13 protein-coding genes and 1 pseudogene are annotated in these 14,869 nt (G+C 74.5%); 6 read left to right on the top strand and 8 right to left on the bottom strand.

What is annotated here, in order from left to right; translation table 11 throughout:
* Nucleotides 1-20: 20 nt before the first annotated feature.
* Nucleotides 21-1,724, bottom strand: a complete 1,704-nt coding sequence (gene ptsP / locus QE405_RS02280) for a phosphoenolpyruvate--protein phosphotransferase (protein WP_307198602.1) — start codon at nt 1,722-1,724, stop codon at nt 21-23.
* Nucleotides 1,725-1,797: 73 nt separating this feature from the next.
* Between ptsP and QE405_RS02275 the strand changes: the two genes are divergently transcribed.
* From QE405_RS02275 to QE405_RS02260, 4 genes and pseudogenes are all read left to right on the top strand, one after another.
* Nucleotides 1,798-2,592, top strand: a complete 795-nt coding sequence (locus QE405_RS02275; protein WP_307198601.1) for a DeoR/GlpR family DNA-binding transcription regulator — start codon at nt 1,798-1,800, stop codon at nt 2,590-2,592.
* On the top strand, nt 2,589-3,566 hold the full coding sequence (locus QE405_RS02270; protein ID WP_307198600.1) for a 1-phosphofructokinase family hexose kinase: 978 nt from the start codon (nt 2,589-2,591) through the stop codon (nt 3,564-3,566). Before QE405_RS02275 ends, QE405_RS02270 begins: the two co-directional genes overlap by 4 nt.
* Nucleotides 3,563-5,717 (top strand): annotated as a pseudogene (locus QE405_RS02265) (PTS fructose transporter subunit IIABC). The gene QE405_RS02270 and the pseudogene QE405_RS02265 overlap by 4 nt, the downstream one beginning before the upstream one ends.
* Nucleotides 5,718-5,752: 35 nt before the next feature.
* Entirely contained in the window at nt 5,753-6,010 is a 258-nt protein-coding gene (locus QE405_RS02260) for an HPr family phosphocarrier protein (protein WP_307198599.1), read from the top strand.
* Between the two features lie 175 nt (nt 6,011-6,185).
* Here QE405_RS02260 and QE405_RS02255 read toward each other — a convergent pair whose 3' ends face one another.
* From QE405_RS02255 to rimP, 7 genes are all read right to left on the bottom strand, one after another.
* Nucleotides 6,186-7,121, bottom strand: coding sequence for a bifunctional riboflavin kinase/FAD synthetase (locus tag QE405_RS02255; protein ID WP_307198598.1), 936 nt, complete (start codon nt 7,119-7,121; stop codon nt 6,186-6,188).
* A gap of 44 nt (nt 7,122-7,165) precedes the next feature.
* Complete coding sequence (gene truB / locus QE405_RS02250; RefSeq protein ID WP_307198597.1) at nt 7,166-8,056, bottom strand: tRNA pseudouridine(55) synthase TruB; 891 nt, start codon at nt 8,054-8,056, stop codon at nt 7,166-7,168.
* Nucleotides 8,053-8,535 (bottom strand): 30S ribosome-binding factor RbfA, encoded by a 483-nt coding sequence (gene rbfA / locus QE405_RS02245; RefSeq protein WP_307198596.1) that lies wholly within the window; start codon nt 8,533-8,535, stop codon nt 8,053-8,055. Before rbfA ends, truB begins: the two co-directional genes overlap by 4 nt.
* 101 nt (nt 8,536-8,636) lie before the next feature.
* Nucleotides 8,637-11,597 carry a translation initiation factor IF-2 gene (gene infB, locus QE405_RS02240; protein ID WP_307198595.1) on the bottom strand — a complete coding sequence of 987 codons (2,961 nt, stop codon included), beginning with the start codon at nt 11,595-11,597 and terminating at the stop codon, nt 8,637-8,639.
* A 152-nt stretch (nt 11,598-11,749) separates the two neighbouring features.
* The gene (locus QE405_RS02235; protein ID WP_307198594.1) at nt 11,750-12,076 is read right to left on the bottom strand and encodes a YlxR family protein; all 327 of its coding nucleotides are present in this window, start codon (nt 12,074-12,076) and stop codon (nt 11,750-11,752) included.
* Between the two features lie 113 nt (nt 12,077-12,189).
* The gene (gene nusA, locus QE405_RS02230; protein ID WP_307198593.1) at nt 12,190-13,209 is read right to left on the bottom strand and encodes a transcription termination factor NusA; all 1,020 of its coding nucleotides are present in this window, start codon (nt 13,207-13,209) and stop codon (nt 12,190-12,192) included.
* Nucleotides 13,209-13,709 (bottom strand): ribosome maturation factor RimP, encoded by a 501-nt coding sequence (gene rimP / locus QE405_RS02225; protein WP_307198592.1) that lies wholly within the window; start codon nt 13,707-13,709, stop codon nt 13,209-13,211. Before rimP ends, nusA begins: the two co-directional genes overlap by 1 nt.
* 115 nt (nt 13,710-13,824) lie before the next feature.
* On the opposite strand from rimP, the gene QE405_RS02220 reads away from it, so the two are divergent.
* Together QE405_RS02220 and QE405_RS02215 are read left to right on the top strand one after the other, a co-directional pair.
* Nucleotides 13,825-14,436, top strand: coding sequence for a hypothetical protein (locus QE405_RS02220; RefSeq protein ID WP_307198591.1), 612 nt, complete (start codon nt 13,825-13,827; stop codon nt 14,434-14,436).
* A complete protein-coding gene (locus QE405_RS02215) occupies nt 14,433-14,849 on the top strand; it encodes a DUF4439 domain-containing protein (RefSeq protein ID WP_307198590.1) in 417 nt (138 codons plus the stop codon). Before QE405_RS02220 ends, QE405_RS02215 begins: the two co-directional genes overlap by 4 nt.
* The last annotated feature ends 20 nt before the right edge of the window (nt 14,850-14,869 follow it).

The raw sequence follows: 14,869 nt of genomic DNA, 5'->3' as shown, positions 1-14,869 counted from the left end.
GGCCGCCCAAAACGCCGCCGTCAGTCGACGAGCACCGCGCGGGCCGCGGCCCGCGCCGCCGTCGGGTCGACCGCCCCGAGGACCGCGTCGGCCGCCTCGCGGCACTGCTCCGCCGTCACCCGCGCCAGCTGTGCCCCGACCGCCCGTACGGCGCTGGGCGCCATCGACAGCGACGTGATGCCCATGCCGACGAGCGCGCAGGCGAGCAGCGGGTCGGCCGCGGCCTCGCCGCAGACCCCCACGGGCTTGCCCGCCTGCTGGCCCGCGGCCGCCGTGATGGCGACGAGGTGCAGCACGGCCGGCTGCCACGGGTCGGTGAGGTGGGCGAGGTCGCTGGCGAGCCGGTCGGCGGCCATCGTGTACTGCGTCAGGTCGTTGGTGCCGATCGAGAGGAAGTCGACGACCTCGAGCACGCGGTGGGCGAGCACCGCGACGGCCGGGACCTCGACCATGGCGCCGGCCTTGAGCCCGCGCGCGTGGACCTGCTCTGCGAACGCCTCGGCCTCGTCGCGGGTCGCGACCATCGGCGCCATCACCCACGCCTCGACGCCGGTCGCGGCCGCCGCCTCGGCGACGGCGTCCAGCTGGTGGGTGAGGAGCCCGGGGTTGTCGGCCGCGAGCCGGAGGCCGCGCACGCCGAGCGCCGGGTTCTCCTCCCCCTCGTGGGTCGCGAAGGCGATCGGCTTGTCGGAGCCGGCGTCGAGCGTGCGGACGACCACGTGGTGGCCGGCCTCCGCGTACGGCGCGAAGACGGCCTTGTAGAGCTCCGCCTGCTCCGCGGTGGTGGGCTCGGTCGGGCGGTCGAGGAAGGAGAGCTCCGTGCGGAACAGGCCGACGCCCTCGACGGGCTCCTCCGTGGCCGCCCGGGCGGACGCCGGGTCTGCGACGTTGGCGAGGAGCTTGACGCGCACGCCGTCGCTGGTCGCCGCCGGCCCGGTCCAGGCCGCCGTCGTGGCGCGGAGCTCGGCGTCGTCGCGCACCCGGCGCTCGGCGGAGGCGGGGTCGGGCCGCACCTCGAGCACGCCGGCCGTGCCGTCGACCAGCACGTCGACGCCCGCCTCGACGGCGAGCACCCCGGCGACGCCGACCACGCAGGGGATGCCGAGCTGGCGCGCGATGATCGCGGTGTGGCTCGTGGCGCCGCCGCGCTCGGTCACGAGGCCCACCACGACCGTCGGGTCGAGCCCGGCCGTGTCGGAGGGGGCGAGGTCCGCGGCGACGAGCACCACGGGGCTGCTCGGCATGACCACGCCCGGCTCCGGCACGCCGGCGAGCCGCGCGACCAGGCGGCGCTCGATGTCGCGCAGGTCGGTGACCCGCTCGGCCATGAGCCCGCCCTGCTGCTCGAAGAGGGCGACGAACGTGTCGACCGCGGCCTCGACCGCACCGAGGAGGTCGGCCCCCGCGCGCAGCTGCTTGCGGACCGCGGAGCGCAGGCCGCGGTCACGGGCGAGGCCTGCGCTGGCGGTCAGCACCTGCGCCGCGGCCCCCTCCACGCGCCCCGCCCGTTCGGAGAACCCGTCGGCGACGGCGGCGGCTGCCGCGTCGTACGCCGCGAGAGCGGCCTCCTCGTCGGCCGGCGCGGCGGCGCGGAACCGGGCCACGGCGGCGGGGTCCACCTCGGTCGCCACCCGCAGCACGGGCGCGTGGGCAACACCCGGGACGACGGGGGTACCGCGGAGGACGGGGGCGTCGGTGGAGTCAGCAACGGTGAGCACGCTCACAAATTACCCCCCTACCCCCCTTGACAGTCAACACAATCGGACATAGAACAACACAAACACAGGTTTCAGCCACATGAACCCAGATCGCCAGGAGGTGAACATGTACGCCGAGGAACGTCAGAACGCGATGGCCCAGCGCATCGCGACGGAGGGTCGGCTCTCGGTCGCGGCCCTGGCGAAGGAGTTCGACGTCACCACCGAGACCGTCCGGCGCGACCTCACCTCGCTCGAGCGCCAGGACCTCATCCGCCGGGTCCACGGCGGCGCCGTGCCGTCCAGCGCGCTCCACGTGATCGAGGCGGGCGTGCAGGACCGGGCACGCACCCGGCCCACGGAGAAGGACGCGATCGCCCAGCGTGCGCTGCGCTACCTCCCGGCGCCCGGCAGCACGATCCTGCTCGACGCGGGCACCACCACCGCGGCCCTCGCCGCGGCGCTCCCGCCGGCGCACCGACTCACCGTCGTGACCCACTCGGTCCCGATCGCCGCCCGCCTCGCCGGGCTGCCGCAGGTCGAGCTGCACGTGCTGCCCGGGCGGGTGCGGTCCACGACGCTCGCCGCCGTCGGCACCGAGACCGTGCACGCCCTCGGCCAGCTCCGCGTCGACGTCGCCTTCGTCGGCACCAACGGCGTGTCGACCGACCACGGCCTCTCGACCCCCGACGCCGACGAGGCGCACGTCAAGGCCGCCATCGTCGGCGCGACCCGATCGGTCGTCGTGCTGGCCGACGGCAGCAAGATCGGCGAGGAGCACATCCGCCGCTTCGCCGCCATCGAGGACGTCGACACGCTGGTCACCACCGGCGACGCCGACGACGACGAGCTGGAGGCCCTGCGCGCCAGCGGACTGGAGATCGACCTCGCATGATCCTCACCCTCACCCCCAACCCGAGCGTGGACGAGACGATCGCGCTCTCCGAGCACCTCGAGCGCGGCGCCGTGCACCGGGTCGCGACGACCACGTCGCAGTCCGGCGGCAAGGGCGTCAACATCTCGCGCGCCTCGGTCGCGGCCGGCGAGCCGTCGGTCGCCGTGCTCCCCGCCGACGCCGACGACCCGTTCGTCCTCGAGCTCGCCGCCAGCGGCATCGAGCTGCGCGCCGTGCCGACCGGGGGCGCCGTGCGCGTCAACGTCACGATCGCGGAGCCCGACGGCACCACCACCAAGCTCAACAGCCCCGGCACCGAGATCTCGGGCGCGGTGCTCGACCGCCTCACGGTCGAGCTCGAGGAGCTGGCAGCCGGTGCCGACTGGACCGTCCTCGCCGGGTCGCTGCCGCCGGGCGCGCCCGTCGACTGGTACGCCGCGCTCTCCGCCCGGCTCCGGGCCCGCGGCACCCGCGTCGCGGTCGACACGAGCGACGCCCCGCTGAAGGCGCTCGTCGCGGCCCTGCCCGGCTCCGCCCCGCACCTGATGAAGCCCAACGCGGACGAGCTCGCCTCGTTCACCGGGCTCGACGCCGCGACGCTCGAGGCGGAACCGGAGGCCGCGGCCGGTGCCGCGCGCCACCTGCTCGACCGCGGCGTCGACACCGTGCTCGCCACCCTCGGCGGCAACGGCGCGGTGCTCCTCGAACGAGGCCCCGACGGCACCGTCGGCGCCTGGCACGCGTCCCCGCCGCCGACCACCGTGGTCAGCACCGTGGGCGCGGGCGACTCCAGCCTCTTCGGCTACCTGCTCGGCCACCGGCGCTCCCTGCCCCCGCAGGAGCGTCTGGCCCTCGCCGTCGCGTACGGCAGCGCCGCCGCCGGGCTCCCCGGCACGACCATCCCCCACCCCGACCAGGTCCGCCCGGACCTGGTCATCACCCGCACCGTCCAGTTCACCCGAGGTGACGCATGACCCACGACACCAGCCCCGCGCTGATCACGCCCGACCTGGTTCGGCTCGACGCCGACCTCGGGACGGACAAGGACGGCGCCATCCGTGCGCTCGTCACGGTCCTGGCCGACGCAGGTCGCGCCCGGGACGCCGCCGTCGTGCTCGACGACGTCATGGCCCGCGAGGCCAAGTCGAGCACCGGCCTGCCCGGCGGGATCGCCATCCCCCACTGCCGCACGGCGGGCGTCGAGCACCCGACGCTCACCTTCGCGCGGCTGGCGCCGCCCGTGGACTTCGGCGCGAAGGACGGAGCCGCCGACCTGGCGTTCCTCATCACCGCGCCCGAGGGCGGCGGCTCGCTGCACATGAAGATCCTGCAGCAGCTCGCCCGCGCGCTCGCCAAGCCGGCGTTCACGCAGGCGCTGCGCGCCGCGACCACGCCGGAGGAGGTCGTGGCCGCCGTCGAGTCCGCCGTGACGCTGCCCGCCGAGGCCCCCGCCCCGGCCGCCGCTCCCGCCGCTGCCCCGGCCGCCGCCGCGTCGTCCACGCCGCCCTCGATCGTGGCGGTCACCGCCTGCCCGACCGGCATCGCGCACACCTACATGGCGGCCGAGGCCCTCGAGGCCGCCGCCGCCCGCGCCGGCATCACCATCCACGTCGAGACGCAGGGCTCCGCCGGCTCCACGCCGCTGGCCTCCTCGGTCATCGCCGCCGCCGACGCCGCGATCTTCGCGGTGGACGTGGGGGTGCGCGACCAGGGCCGCTTCGCCGGCAAGCCGCTCGTGCGCTCCTCGGTCAAGCGTCCGATCGACGACGCCGACGCCATGATCGCCGAGGCGCTCCGCGCCGCCAGCGACCCGTCCGCGCGCCGGGTCGAGGGCGGCTCCGGCAGCTCCGCGGGCGACGACGAGGCCACGGAGTCGTGGGGCGGGCGCACGCGCCGGGTGCTCATGACCGGTGTCTCCTACATGATCCCGTTCGTCGCGGCCGGCGGCCTGCTCATCGCGCTCGGCTTCCTGCTCGGCGGCTACGACATCACGAACGCGTACGGCGCGATCGCGGTCGACCACACCCTCACCAACCTGCCGAACCCGGCCGACTACGGCCTCGAGCACGTGCTCTTCGACTCGGGCCTCATGGCCTACCTGGGCGCCCTGCTCTTCATCATCGGCAAGACCGCCTTCATGTTCTTCATCCCGGCGCTCTCCGGCTACATCGCCTACGCGATCGCCGACCGCCCGGGCATCGCCCCCCGGCTTCGTCGTCGGCGGCCTCGCGATGAACATCTTCAACGTGACCGACGGTGCCGAGCAGGCCACGTCCCTCCCCGCGACCGGCTTCCTGGGCGCGATCGTCGGCGGCGTGCTCGCCGGTGTCATCGCCCACTGGCTCGCCGTGCGCAAGGTGCCCAGCTGGCTCCGCGGCCTCATGCCGGTGCTGGTCATCCCGCTCGTCGCCTCGGTCGTCGCCGGCCTGCTGATGATCCTGGTGCTCGGCAAGCCGATCAACTGGCTCATGACGAACCTGACCGACGGCCTCAACTCGCTCTCCGGCTCCAACGCGATCCTGCTCGGCGTGATCCTCGGCCTGATGATGGCGTTCGACATGGGTGGCCCGCTCAACAAGGTCGCCTACAGCTTCGCGGCCGTCGGCGTCGGCTCCGCGAGCCTCGCCAGCGACGCCCCCGAGCTGAAGATCATGGCCTCCGTGATGCTCGCCGGCATGGTGCCCCCGATCGCCATGGCGCTCGCCACGGTGCTGCGCCCCCGCCTCTTCACCGAGGCGGAGCGCGAGAACGGCAAGGCCGGCTGGCTCCTGGGCGCGTCCTTCATCTCCGAGGGCGCCATCCCGTTCGCCGCGGCCGACCCGCTGCGCGTCATCCCCTCCATCATGCTCGGCAGCGCCGTCACCGGCGGTCTCTCGCAGGCCCTCGACGTCACGGTCCGTGCGCCCCACGGCGGCATCTTCGTGCTCTTCGCCGTCGGCAACGTGCTGGGCTTCCTGATCTCGCTGGCCGCCGGTACCGTCGTGGGCGCCCTCGCCGTCCTCGTGGCGAAGACCTTCTTCGGCGCCACCCCCGCGGCCGCCGCCGGCGAGGCCGACACCGACCCGGCCATCCCGCTCACCAGCCCGGAGACCGCCCGGTCCCGCCGGGCCACCGCCTCGGCCTGACCCGGCCGAGCACTCCACCAGAGGAAGGGAACGACATGCCCACCGTGACCGCCGTCGTCGGCTCCGCCGACGGCCTGCACGCCCGCCCCGCCGGTCTCATCGCCGACGCCGCTGACGAGCTCGACGCCGATCTCACCATCGGCCTCCCGGGCGACGAGCCCGTCGACGCCGCCTCGGCGCTGCTCATCATGACGCTGGGCGCCGGCAAGGGTGACACCGTCGAGGTCGCCGGCGACGACGAGGCGGCCGTCGCCGCGATCGTCGCGCTGGTCGAGAAGGACCTCGACGCCTGACCCACGCTCGACGCGAACGGCCCGCACCCCCTCGGGGTGCGGGCCGTTCGTCGTGGGGGGCAGGCAGCATGTGTCACTTTCCCCGGTCGACCGGGGAAAGTGACACTTCGACCATCGAATTTGATGGTCAAAGCGGCGTGTTCCCCGGTCGACCGGGGAAAGTGTCGCGAGCGCCTCAGCCCAGCAGGGCGCGGGCGCGCTCGACGTCGTCGGCCATCTGCTCGACGAGGGCGTCGACGCCGTCGAACCGCACCATCCCGCGAAGGTGCGCGACGAACGAGACCTCGACCTCGACGCCGTACAGCTCCAGGTCGTCCCGGTCGAGCACGTAGGACTCGACGCGCCGCTCGCGGTCGCCCTCGAACGTCGGGTTGGTCCCCACCGAGATCGCCGCGGGCAGCTCCTCGCCGGTGTCCACCCGGCGCAGGCGTCCGGCGTACACCCCGTCCGCCGGGGCGGCGACGAGCGCGGAGGTGGGGACGTTGGCCGTCGGGTACCCCAGCTCGCGGCCCCGCTGGTCGCCCTGCACGACGGTGCCCCGGATCGTGAACGGGCGGCCGAGCGCCTCGGCGGCACCCTCGACGTCACCGGCGGCGAGGCAGGTGCGGATGTAGGTGGAGGACCAGACCTGCGGTCCCCCGTCCAGTGCGATGCCCTCGACGACGAAACCGTCCTGCTCGCCCTGGGCGCGCAGGCTCGCCACGTCGCCCGCGGCGCGTGCGCCGAAGCGGAAGTTGGCGCCGACGACGACGCCCTTGACGTGCAGCGCGTCGACGAGGACCCGCTGCACGAACTCCTCGGGCGACCAGGCCGCCACCGAGCGGTCGAACGGGACGACGAGCGCGTGGTCCACACCGGCCGCGAAGAGCAGCGAGAGCCGCTCGTCGACCGTGGTGAGGGCGAGGGGGGCGTGCTCGGGACGTAGCACCGCCATCGGGTGCGGGTCGAACGTCACGACCACGACGTCCTCGACGCCCAGCTCGGCCGCGAGCTCGCGGGCCCGCCGCACGACCTGCCGGTGCCCGAGGTGCACCCCGTCGAAGTTGCCGATCACCGCCACGGTGGGACCGACGTCCGCCGGGACCTCGCTCCACGATCGCCACGTCGTCACGGCGCCGATCCTAGACCGCGCGCCCTCACCGCCTGCGAGCGCGCTCAACAGAACACCGCGACGGCGCGCGCGGCCCCGTCCCGCGGCTCGTAGAGCGCCAGGAACTCGCCGTCGGGCGCGAACAGCGCGGTCAGCCCGTCCAGCGGTACGTCGAGCGCGCGGCCCACGCGGACCGCCCCGGCCTCGCGGGGGTCGAGGTCGCGGGCCGGGAAGGCGGCTCGGGCCGCGTCGGCCAGGGGCAGCGCCGCGTAGGTCTCCTGGAGCTGCTCGAGGGTGTGCGCCTCCGCGAGCCCGTAGGGCCCCACCGCGGTGCGGCGCAGCGCCGTCAGGTGTCCGCCGAGGCGGAGGGCCGCGCCGGCGTCGCGCGCGATCGCCCGCACGTAGGTGCCGCTCGAGCACCGCAGCGTCACGTCGACGTCGATGACGTCCACGCCGTCGGCCGCGGTCCGTCGCACGTCGCCGACCACCAGCTCGTGGACGGTCACGCGGCGCGCGGCCAGGGCGACCTCCTCGCCGTCCCGCACCCGCTGGTAGGCCCGCTTGCCGTCGACCTTGATGGCCGACACCGCGGTCGGGACCTGGTCGATCTCCCCCACGAAGCCGGCGAGCACCGAGAGCACCGCCGACGCGTCGACCGCCGCGACGGCGCCCGGCTCCGCGGTGGCGGTGACCTCGCCCTCCGCGTCGTCGGTGGTGGTGGCCACACCGAGGCGGATGGTCGCGGCGTACCCCTTCTCCGTCAGCATGAGGTGGCCGAGGAGCCGGGTGGCACGGCCGACGCCGAGCACGAGCACACCGGTCGCCATCGGGTCCAGCGTGCCGGCGTGCCCCACCTTGCGGGTGCCGGCCAGGCGCCGCACGCGCGCGACGACGCCGTGCGACGTGAGGCCCGCCGGCTTGTCGACGACGACGAGTCCGGCAGCGGGCTCGGTCATCGTGCGGCGTCGTCCTCGTCGAGGTCGTCGTCCTCGTCCTCGTCGAGGTCGTCCTCGTCGTCCTCGTCGCGCGGCTTCTTGTACGGGTCCTCGTCGCCGGCGTAGGCCGTGCCCCGGGCCGCCGCGACGGCCTCGTCCTGCGCCTTGGCGCGGGCGAGCACCTCGTCGAGCTGCCGGGCGGACTCGGGCAGCGCGTCCGCGACGAACTCGAGATTCGGGACGTGGCGCATGCCGAGCTGCTTGCCGAGCTCGGAGCGGATCATCCCCTTCGCCGACTCCAGCGCCGCCGCCGTGCCCGCGAGGTCGTCCTGCTCGCCGAGCACCGTGTAGAACACGCTCGCGTGCTGGTTGTCGCCCGTCACCCGCACGTCCGTGATGGTGACGAAGCCCAGGCGCGGGTCCTTGAGCCGGCGCTCGAGCATCTGGGCCACCACGACCTGTACCCGGTCCGCGATCCGCCGCGATCGGGGGTTGCTCATCTCGTTCTCTCCTGTGTCGTGGAACCGACCGCGGGCCGGGGCCGAGGGCTCGCGCCCCGGGCTCCGGCCCGCGTCCGTGTCGTGCCTGTACGCCGCTGGTGTCAGCCGCGCGGGATCTCGCGGAGCTCGAACGCCTCCACGATGTCGCCTTCCTTGATGTCCTGGAAGTTGCGCAGCACCAGACCGCACTCGAAGCCCTCGCGGACCTCGGACGCGTCGTCCTTCTCGCGCTTGAGCGACGCCAGGTCGAGGTTGTCGGCCACGACCTTGCTGTCGCGCAGCACGCGCACCTTGGCGTTGCGACGGATCGACCCGCTGGTGACCATGCAGCCCGCGATGTTGCCGATGCGGGAGCTGCGGAAGATCGCACGGATCTCCGCCTGGCCGAGGGTGTGCTCCTCGTACTCCGGCTTGAGCATGCCCTTGAGGGCCGCCTCGATCTCCTCGATGGCCTGGTAGATCACCGAGTAGTACCGGATCTCCACGCCCTCCTTGTCGGCCATCTCGGTCGCCTTGCCCTGCGGGCGGACGTTGAAGCCGATGATGATCGCGTCGGAGGCCGCGGCGAGGTCGACGTTGGTCTCGGTGATGGCACCGACACCGCGGTCGATGACCCGCAGGTTGACCTCGTCGCCCACGTCGATCTTCGCGAGGGCGTCCTCGAGGGCCTCGACCGAACCGGACACGTCGCCCTTGAGGATGAGGTTGAGCTCCTGGCTCTCGCCCTTCTCCATGGAGGCCATGAAGTCCTCGAGCGTGCGACGGACGCGACGCTTCGCCTGCAGCGCCGCCCGCTCGCGGGCCTCGCGCTTCTCGGCGATCTGGCGCGCCATCCGGTCGTCCTCGACCACGATGAAGTTCTGGCCCGCACCCGGCACCGCCGAGAGGCCCAGGACCATCGCCGGACGGGCGGGGTCGACCTCGGTGAGCTCGTTGCCGTGCTCGTCGAGCATCGCCCGGACGCGGCCGTAGGCCGGACCGGCGACGATCGAGTCGCCCACGCGGAGCGTTCCGCGCTGCACGAGGACCGTGGCCACGGGGCCGCGACCGCGGTCGAGGTGCGCCTCGACCACGAGGCCCTGCGCGTCCTGCGTCGGGTTCGCCCGCAGGTCGAGCGAGGCGTCAGCCGTGAGGATGACGGCCTCGAGGAGACCCTCGAGGTTGAGGCCCGCCTTGGCCGAGACGTCGACGAACATCGTGTCGCCGCCGTACTCCTCGGGCACGAGGCCGTACTCCGTCAGCTGGCCGCGGACCTTGGTCGGGTCGGCGTCCGGCTTGTCGATCTTGTTGACCGCGACCACGATCGGCACGCCGGCGGCCTTGGCGTGGTTGAACGCCTCCACCGTCTGCGGCATCACGCCGTCGTCCGCCGCGACCACGAGGATCGCGATGTCGGTCGCCTGGGCACCACGGGCACGCATGGCGGTGAACGCCTCGTGACCCGGGGTGTCGATGAGGGTGATGCGACGGTCGGCGCCGTCCACCGTCGTGGCGACCTGGTAGGCACCGATGTGCTGCGTGATGCCCCCGGCCTCCTTGTCCACCACGTTGGCGTTGCGGAGCGCGTCGAGCAGCTTGGTCTTTCCGTGGTCGACGTGACCCATGACCGTGACGACCGGCGGGCGGACGACCAGGTCGTCCTCGTCGCCCTCGTCGCTGCCGAACTCGAGGTCGAACGACTCGAGGAGCTCGCGGTCCTCGTCCTCGGGGGAGACGACCTGCACCTCGTAGTTGAGCTCGTCACCGAGCAGCTGCAGCACGTCGTCGTTGACCGACTCGGTGGCCGTGACCATCTCGCCCAGGTGGAAGAGCATCTGCACGAGCTGCGCCGCGTCGACACCGATCTTGTCGGCGAAGTCCGTCAGCGAGGCACCACGGGAGAGACGGATCGTCTCGCCGTTGCCCTTGCGCACGCCCTTGACGCCGAGCGTCGGGGCCTGCATGGCCTCGAACTCCTGACGCCGAGCGCGCTTGCTCTTGCGACCACGACGCGACGGGCCGCCGGGGCGACCGAAGGCGCCCTGCGTGCCACCGCGCTGACCGGGACGGCCACCGCCGGGACGACCGGCACCGGGGCCGCCGCCGTACCCGCCGGGACCACGGCCCGGGGCACCGCCGCCACCGGGAGCGCCACCCGGACGACCGGGACCGCCGGGGCGACCCGGACCACCGGGACGACCGCCGGGACCGCCACGGCCGGGGGCCGGACGGGCGCCGGGGCCCGAGCCGAACGCGGCCGGGGACTTCGGCATCATCGCCGGGTTGGGCCGGGGCATGCCCGGACGACCCGGAGCGCCGCCCTCACGGGCGGCCGGCGGCCGCGGCGGCCGCTGGTCGTTGCCCGCACCGGCAGGCGCGCCGCCACCGGCAGCCGGAGCAGCGGGACGACGGCCCATGCCCTGGTTGGAGGCGAAGGGGTTGTTGCCCGGACGGGGCGAGCCGGGGCGACCGACGGGACGCGGACCGGGGCCCTTGGGACCCGGACGGGAACCGCCACCGGCCGGGCCGGGACGCGGCGCACCACCGGAGGGAGCCCCACCGGACGGGCCGGGACGACCCGGCGTGGGCGCACCCGCACCGCCGGCACGCGCGGCCGGCGCCGACGGCTGGGCCGGGGCAGGACGCGCCGCCGGGCGGGCAGCGGGCTGGGCGGGCTGGGCGGGCTGGGCCGGAGCCGCCGGCTGCGCGGGCGCCGCGGGAGCGGGCTGCGCAGGACGGGCGGCGGGAGCCGCAGGGGCAGCCGGGGCCGGCGTCGCCGGCTTGGGCGCAGGGCGGGGGCCCGGCGTCGCGGGACGCGGGCCGGGGGTCGCCGGGGCACCGCCGGAGGGGCGGGGACCCGGTGCGGCCGGGCGGGCCGTGGGCTGCGCGGGGGCGGCCGGGGCGGAACCGCCGGCCGTCTTCAGCTCGTTGCCGAACTGCTTCTTGAACCGCATCTCGACAGGCGGCTCGATCGTCGAGGAAGCCGACTTGACGAACTCCCCCATCTCCTTGAGCTTGTCGAGAACGAACTTGCTCTCGACGCCGTACTGCTTGGCGAGCTCGTGAACTCGGGTCTTGGCCACGTTTCTCCTTCTGGCCTGCGACCCGGTTCCGGGGGGTCTCAGACCGTTGGTGGGTGTTGCACACTCATTGCGAGTTACTCATCGAGTGCTCATGAGCTGCGTGCTCCAGCTTCTGGTCGCGGTCACCCACGTCGGGCGACCTCGTCGGTCGGTCAGGTCGTGCTGCCACCACTCCTCGAGGGGGTGGTGGTGAGCGTGTCGAGGTGCTCCGCCACGGCGTCGACGGGCAGCCCTCCGCGCCGCAGGGCACGGGAGAAGGCCTTTCGCCGGACCGCGAGGTCGTAGCACTCGCGCACGGGGTGCAGGTGGGCGCCCCGCCCGGGTGCGGTCGCCGACGGGTCCGGCGCCACGACCTCACGGCCGTCGACGCCGAGCCGCACGGTCACCCGCAACAACTCGCTCTTCGCGGCCCGTCGTCGGCACCCGATGCAGGTCCGGACCGGGCCCGATCCCTCGAGGGGGTCGGGCGCACCGTCCATCCCCGCGTCAGCATGCCGACCGCGAGCCACTCGTCACACTCTACTCCTCCGCCCGTCCCGGACCGAAACCGCGTCGGGGAGCAGCGGCGGAGGCCCGGGCGAGCCCGGGGGGCTCAGCCCTCGGAGCCGGGGACGCCGTCGGGCGTCCCCTCCGGAGCATCCTCCGGCGTCTCCTCGTCGGAGCGGATGTCGATGCGCCAGCCGGTCAGCCGAGCGGCGAGACGGGCGTTCTGGCCCTCCTTGCCGATGGCGAGGGACAGCTGGAAGTCCGGCACGACCACCCGGGCGGAGCGTGCCGCCGCGTCGACGACCGTCACGCTCGTCACCTGGGCGGGCGACAGGGCGTTCGCCACGAGGCGGGCGGGGTCGTCGGCCCAGTCGACGATGTCGATCTTCTCGCCGTTGAGCTCGGACATCACGTTGCGGACGCGCTGCCCGACGGGGCCGATGCACGCACCCTTGGCGTTGACGCCGGGCACCGTGGTGCGCACGGCGATCTTCGACCGGTGGCCGGCCTCGCGGGCGATGGCGGCGATCTCGACGGTGCCGTCGGCGATCTCCGGCACCTCGAGGGCGAACAGCTTCGTCACGAGGTGCGGGTGCGTCCGCGAGAGCGTGACCTGCGGTCCGCGCATGCCCTTGCGGACCGAGACGACGAAGCACTTGATGCGCTCGCCGTGCACGTACCGCTCCCCCGGCACCCGCTCGCCCGACGGCAGCAGCGCCTCGAGCCGACCGAGGTCGACCATCACGTCGTCGGGGTTGCGACCCTGCTGGATGACACCGGAGACGATGTCGCCCTCGCGGCCGGAGAACTCGCCGAACTTGATCTCGTCCTCGGCGTCGCGCAGGCGCTGCAGCATGATCTGCTTCGCCGTGGTGGCCGCGATGCGGCCGAAGCCGGCGGGGGTGTCGTCGAACTCGCCCACCGGGTTGCCCTCGTCGTCGAGCTCCGTCGCGAGCACCCGGGCCCGGCCCGACTTGCGGTCGAGGTCGACCCGCGCCCGCGAGCTCGCGCCCGGGGACTTCTGGTAGGCCGTCAGCAGGGCCTGCTCGATCGCCTCGACGAGCACGTCGAAGGGGATCTCCTTCTCGCGCTCGAGGACGCGCAGGAGGCTCATGTCGATGTCCATCAGGCGTTCTCCTCCTCGGCGGCGCGGCGCCGGTTGAACTCGATCTGCACGACGGCGCGCGCGATGTCGGCGTACTCCACGCGGGCGGGCTCCGCGCCCGTCGTCTCGGGGTCCACGAGGGCCCCGGTCTCGTCGCTCCCGACGATGCGTCCGACCACGTCGCCGCCCTCGACGAGCGCGATGCGCACCAGGCGGTCCTCGTTGCGGCGCCAGTGGCGCGGGTGGGTCAACGGACGGTCGACGCCGCGGGAGGTGACCTCGAGGGTGTAGGGCTGCTCGCCCAGCACGTCCGCGTCGTCCAGCACCGTCGAGACGGCCTTCGTGGCGGCCGCGATCTCGTCGAGGTCGACGCCGCCGTCCTTGTCGACCGCGACCCGCAGCACCCTGCGCTTGCCGGCGGGCGTCAGCTCCACCGCCTCCAGGTCCATCCCCAGCTCCGCGAGAGGGCCGGCGATCGCCGACTCCACGGCGCCGACGACGGCGTCCTGCTTGCTGCTCACGCCTGCTGCCTCCTGTGCTGTTGTCGTGCTGCCCGGCGCGCACGCGTGCGCGCCGTCGTCCACCATAAGGCAGCCGGGGCGCCCCCCGAAACGCAGCGGACGCTAACCTCCCCGCGTGGTCCCCGCCCCGCCCCGCCCGCTCGTCCCGGCCCCGCCGTCGGACCGGTGGCTCACCTCGCGCCGCGCCGTCGTCGCGGCGCCCGCAGCGCTGGTCGCAGCGTCCCTGCTGGCCGCGTGCGACGGTGACCGCGGGACGCCGGACGGCGTGGTGAGCGCCACGGAGGACGGCACGTCCGCGGACGTCGAGCGGGTGGACGAGGCCCTCGCCGCGATCGGTACGGCGCGCGAGCAGGCCGCGACCGCCGCGGCGGCCCACGCGACCCTCGCGCCGGCCCTGGCGCCCCTGCTCGACGTCCACGACGCCCACCTCGCCCTGCTCTCGGAAGCGGCCGGGACCGACGGCTCGGAGGGCAGCAGCAGCAGCAGCACCGAGGGGACCGACGGCCCCGCGAGCACGGGCCCGACCGGTGTGACGGAGACCCCCGCGGACCCGGTGCTCGACCCCGCCGCCGCGCTCGCCGGGGTGCGCACCACCGAGACCGACCTCGCCACGACGCTGACGGACCTCGCGGTCGCCGCGGACAGCGGTCCCCTCGCACGGACCCTCGCCGCGATGGCCGCCGCCGTCGACCAGCAGCTGCTCCTCCTCGCGCGGGCGGCCGCATGACCACGGAGGCGCTCCAGACCGCCCTCGAGGCCGAGCACGCCGCCGTCTGGCTCTACGCCCTGCTGGGAGCCCGGGTGTCGGCCTCGACCGAGGCCGAGCTGCACACCGCCCTCACGAGCGCGTACGTCGCCCATCGCGCCCGCCGCGACACCCTCAGCGCCTTGGTGCTCGACGACGGGGCGGAGCCCGTGGCGGCCGCCGCCTCGTACGTCGCGCCGACGCCCCTCACGACGTCCGACGAGGTGCGGGCGGCGGCCGCCACGGCCGAGGGGGACGCCGCCGCGACGTACGGCTTCCTCGTGGCGAGCACCAGCGGCGAGCGGCGCCGCACGGCCGTGGCCGCCCTGCGGGACGCTGCCGTGCGCGGCCTCGGCTTCGGCGGCGTCGCCGAGGACCTGCCCGGCGGCGACTGAGCGCAGCGGCGGTCCGGGCG

This window comes from Nocardioides zeae (assembly GCF_030818655.1).
Lineage (GTDB): Bacteria > Actinomycetota > Actinomycetes > Propionibacteriales > Nocardioidaceae > Nocardioides > Nocardioides zeae_A.
Note: the sequence above shows the minus strand (reverse complement) of the source record. Positions and strands in the feature narration are given on the sequence as shown.

What these genes read in the sequence shown, in the direction of transcription:
- QE405_RS02275 (WP_307198601.1), top strand. Translation starts at nt 1,798, where the DNA reads ATGAACCCAGATCGCCAGGAGGTGAACATGTACGCCGAGGAACGTCAG.
- QE405_RS02270 (WP_307198600.1), top strand. Translation starts at nt 2,589, where the DNA reads ATGATCCTCACCCTCACCCCCAACCCGAGCGTGGACGAGACGATCGCG.
- QE405_RS02260 (WP_307198599.1), top strand. Translation starts at nt 5,753, where the DNA reads ATGCCCACCGTGACCGCCGTCGTCGGCTCCGCCGACGGCCTGCACGCC.
- truB (WP_307198597.1), bottom strand. Translation starts at nt 8,056, where the DNA reads ATGACCGAGCCCGCTGCCGGACTCGTCGTCGTCGACAAGCCGGCGGGC.
- rbfA (WP_307198596.1), bottom strand. Translation starts at nt 8,535, where the DNA reads ATGAGCAACCCCCGATCGCGGCGGATCGCGGACCGGGTACAGGTCGTG.
- QE405_RS02235 (WP_307198594.1), bottom strand. Translation starts at nt 12,076, where the DNA reads ATGGACGGTGCGCCCGACCCCCTCGAGGGATCGGGCCCGGTCCGGACC.
- nusA (WP_307198593.1), bottom strand. Translation starts at nt 13,209, where the DNA reads ATGGACATCGACATGAGCCTCCTGCGCGTCCTCGAGCGCGAGAAGGAG.
- QE405_RS02215 (WP_307198590.1), top strand. Translation starts at nt 14,433, where the DNA reads ATGACCACGGAGGCGCTCCAGACCGCCCTCGAGGCCGAGCACGCCGCC.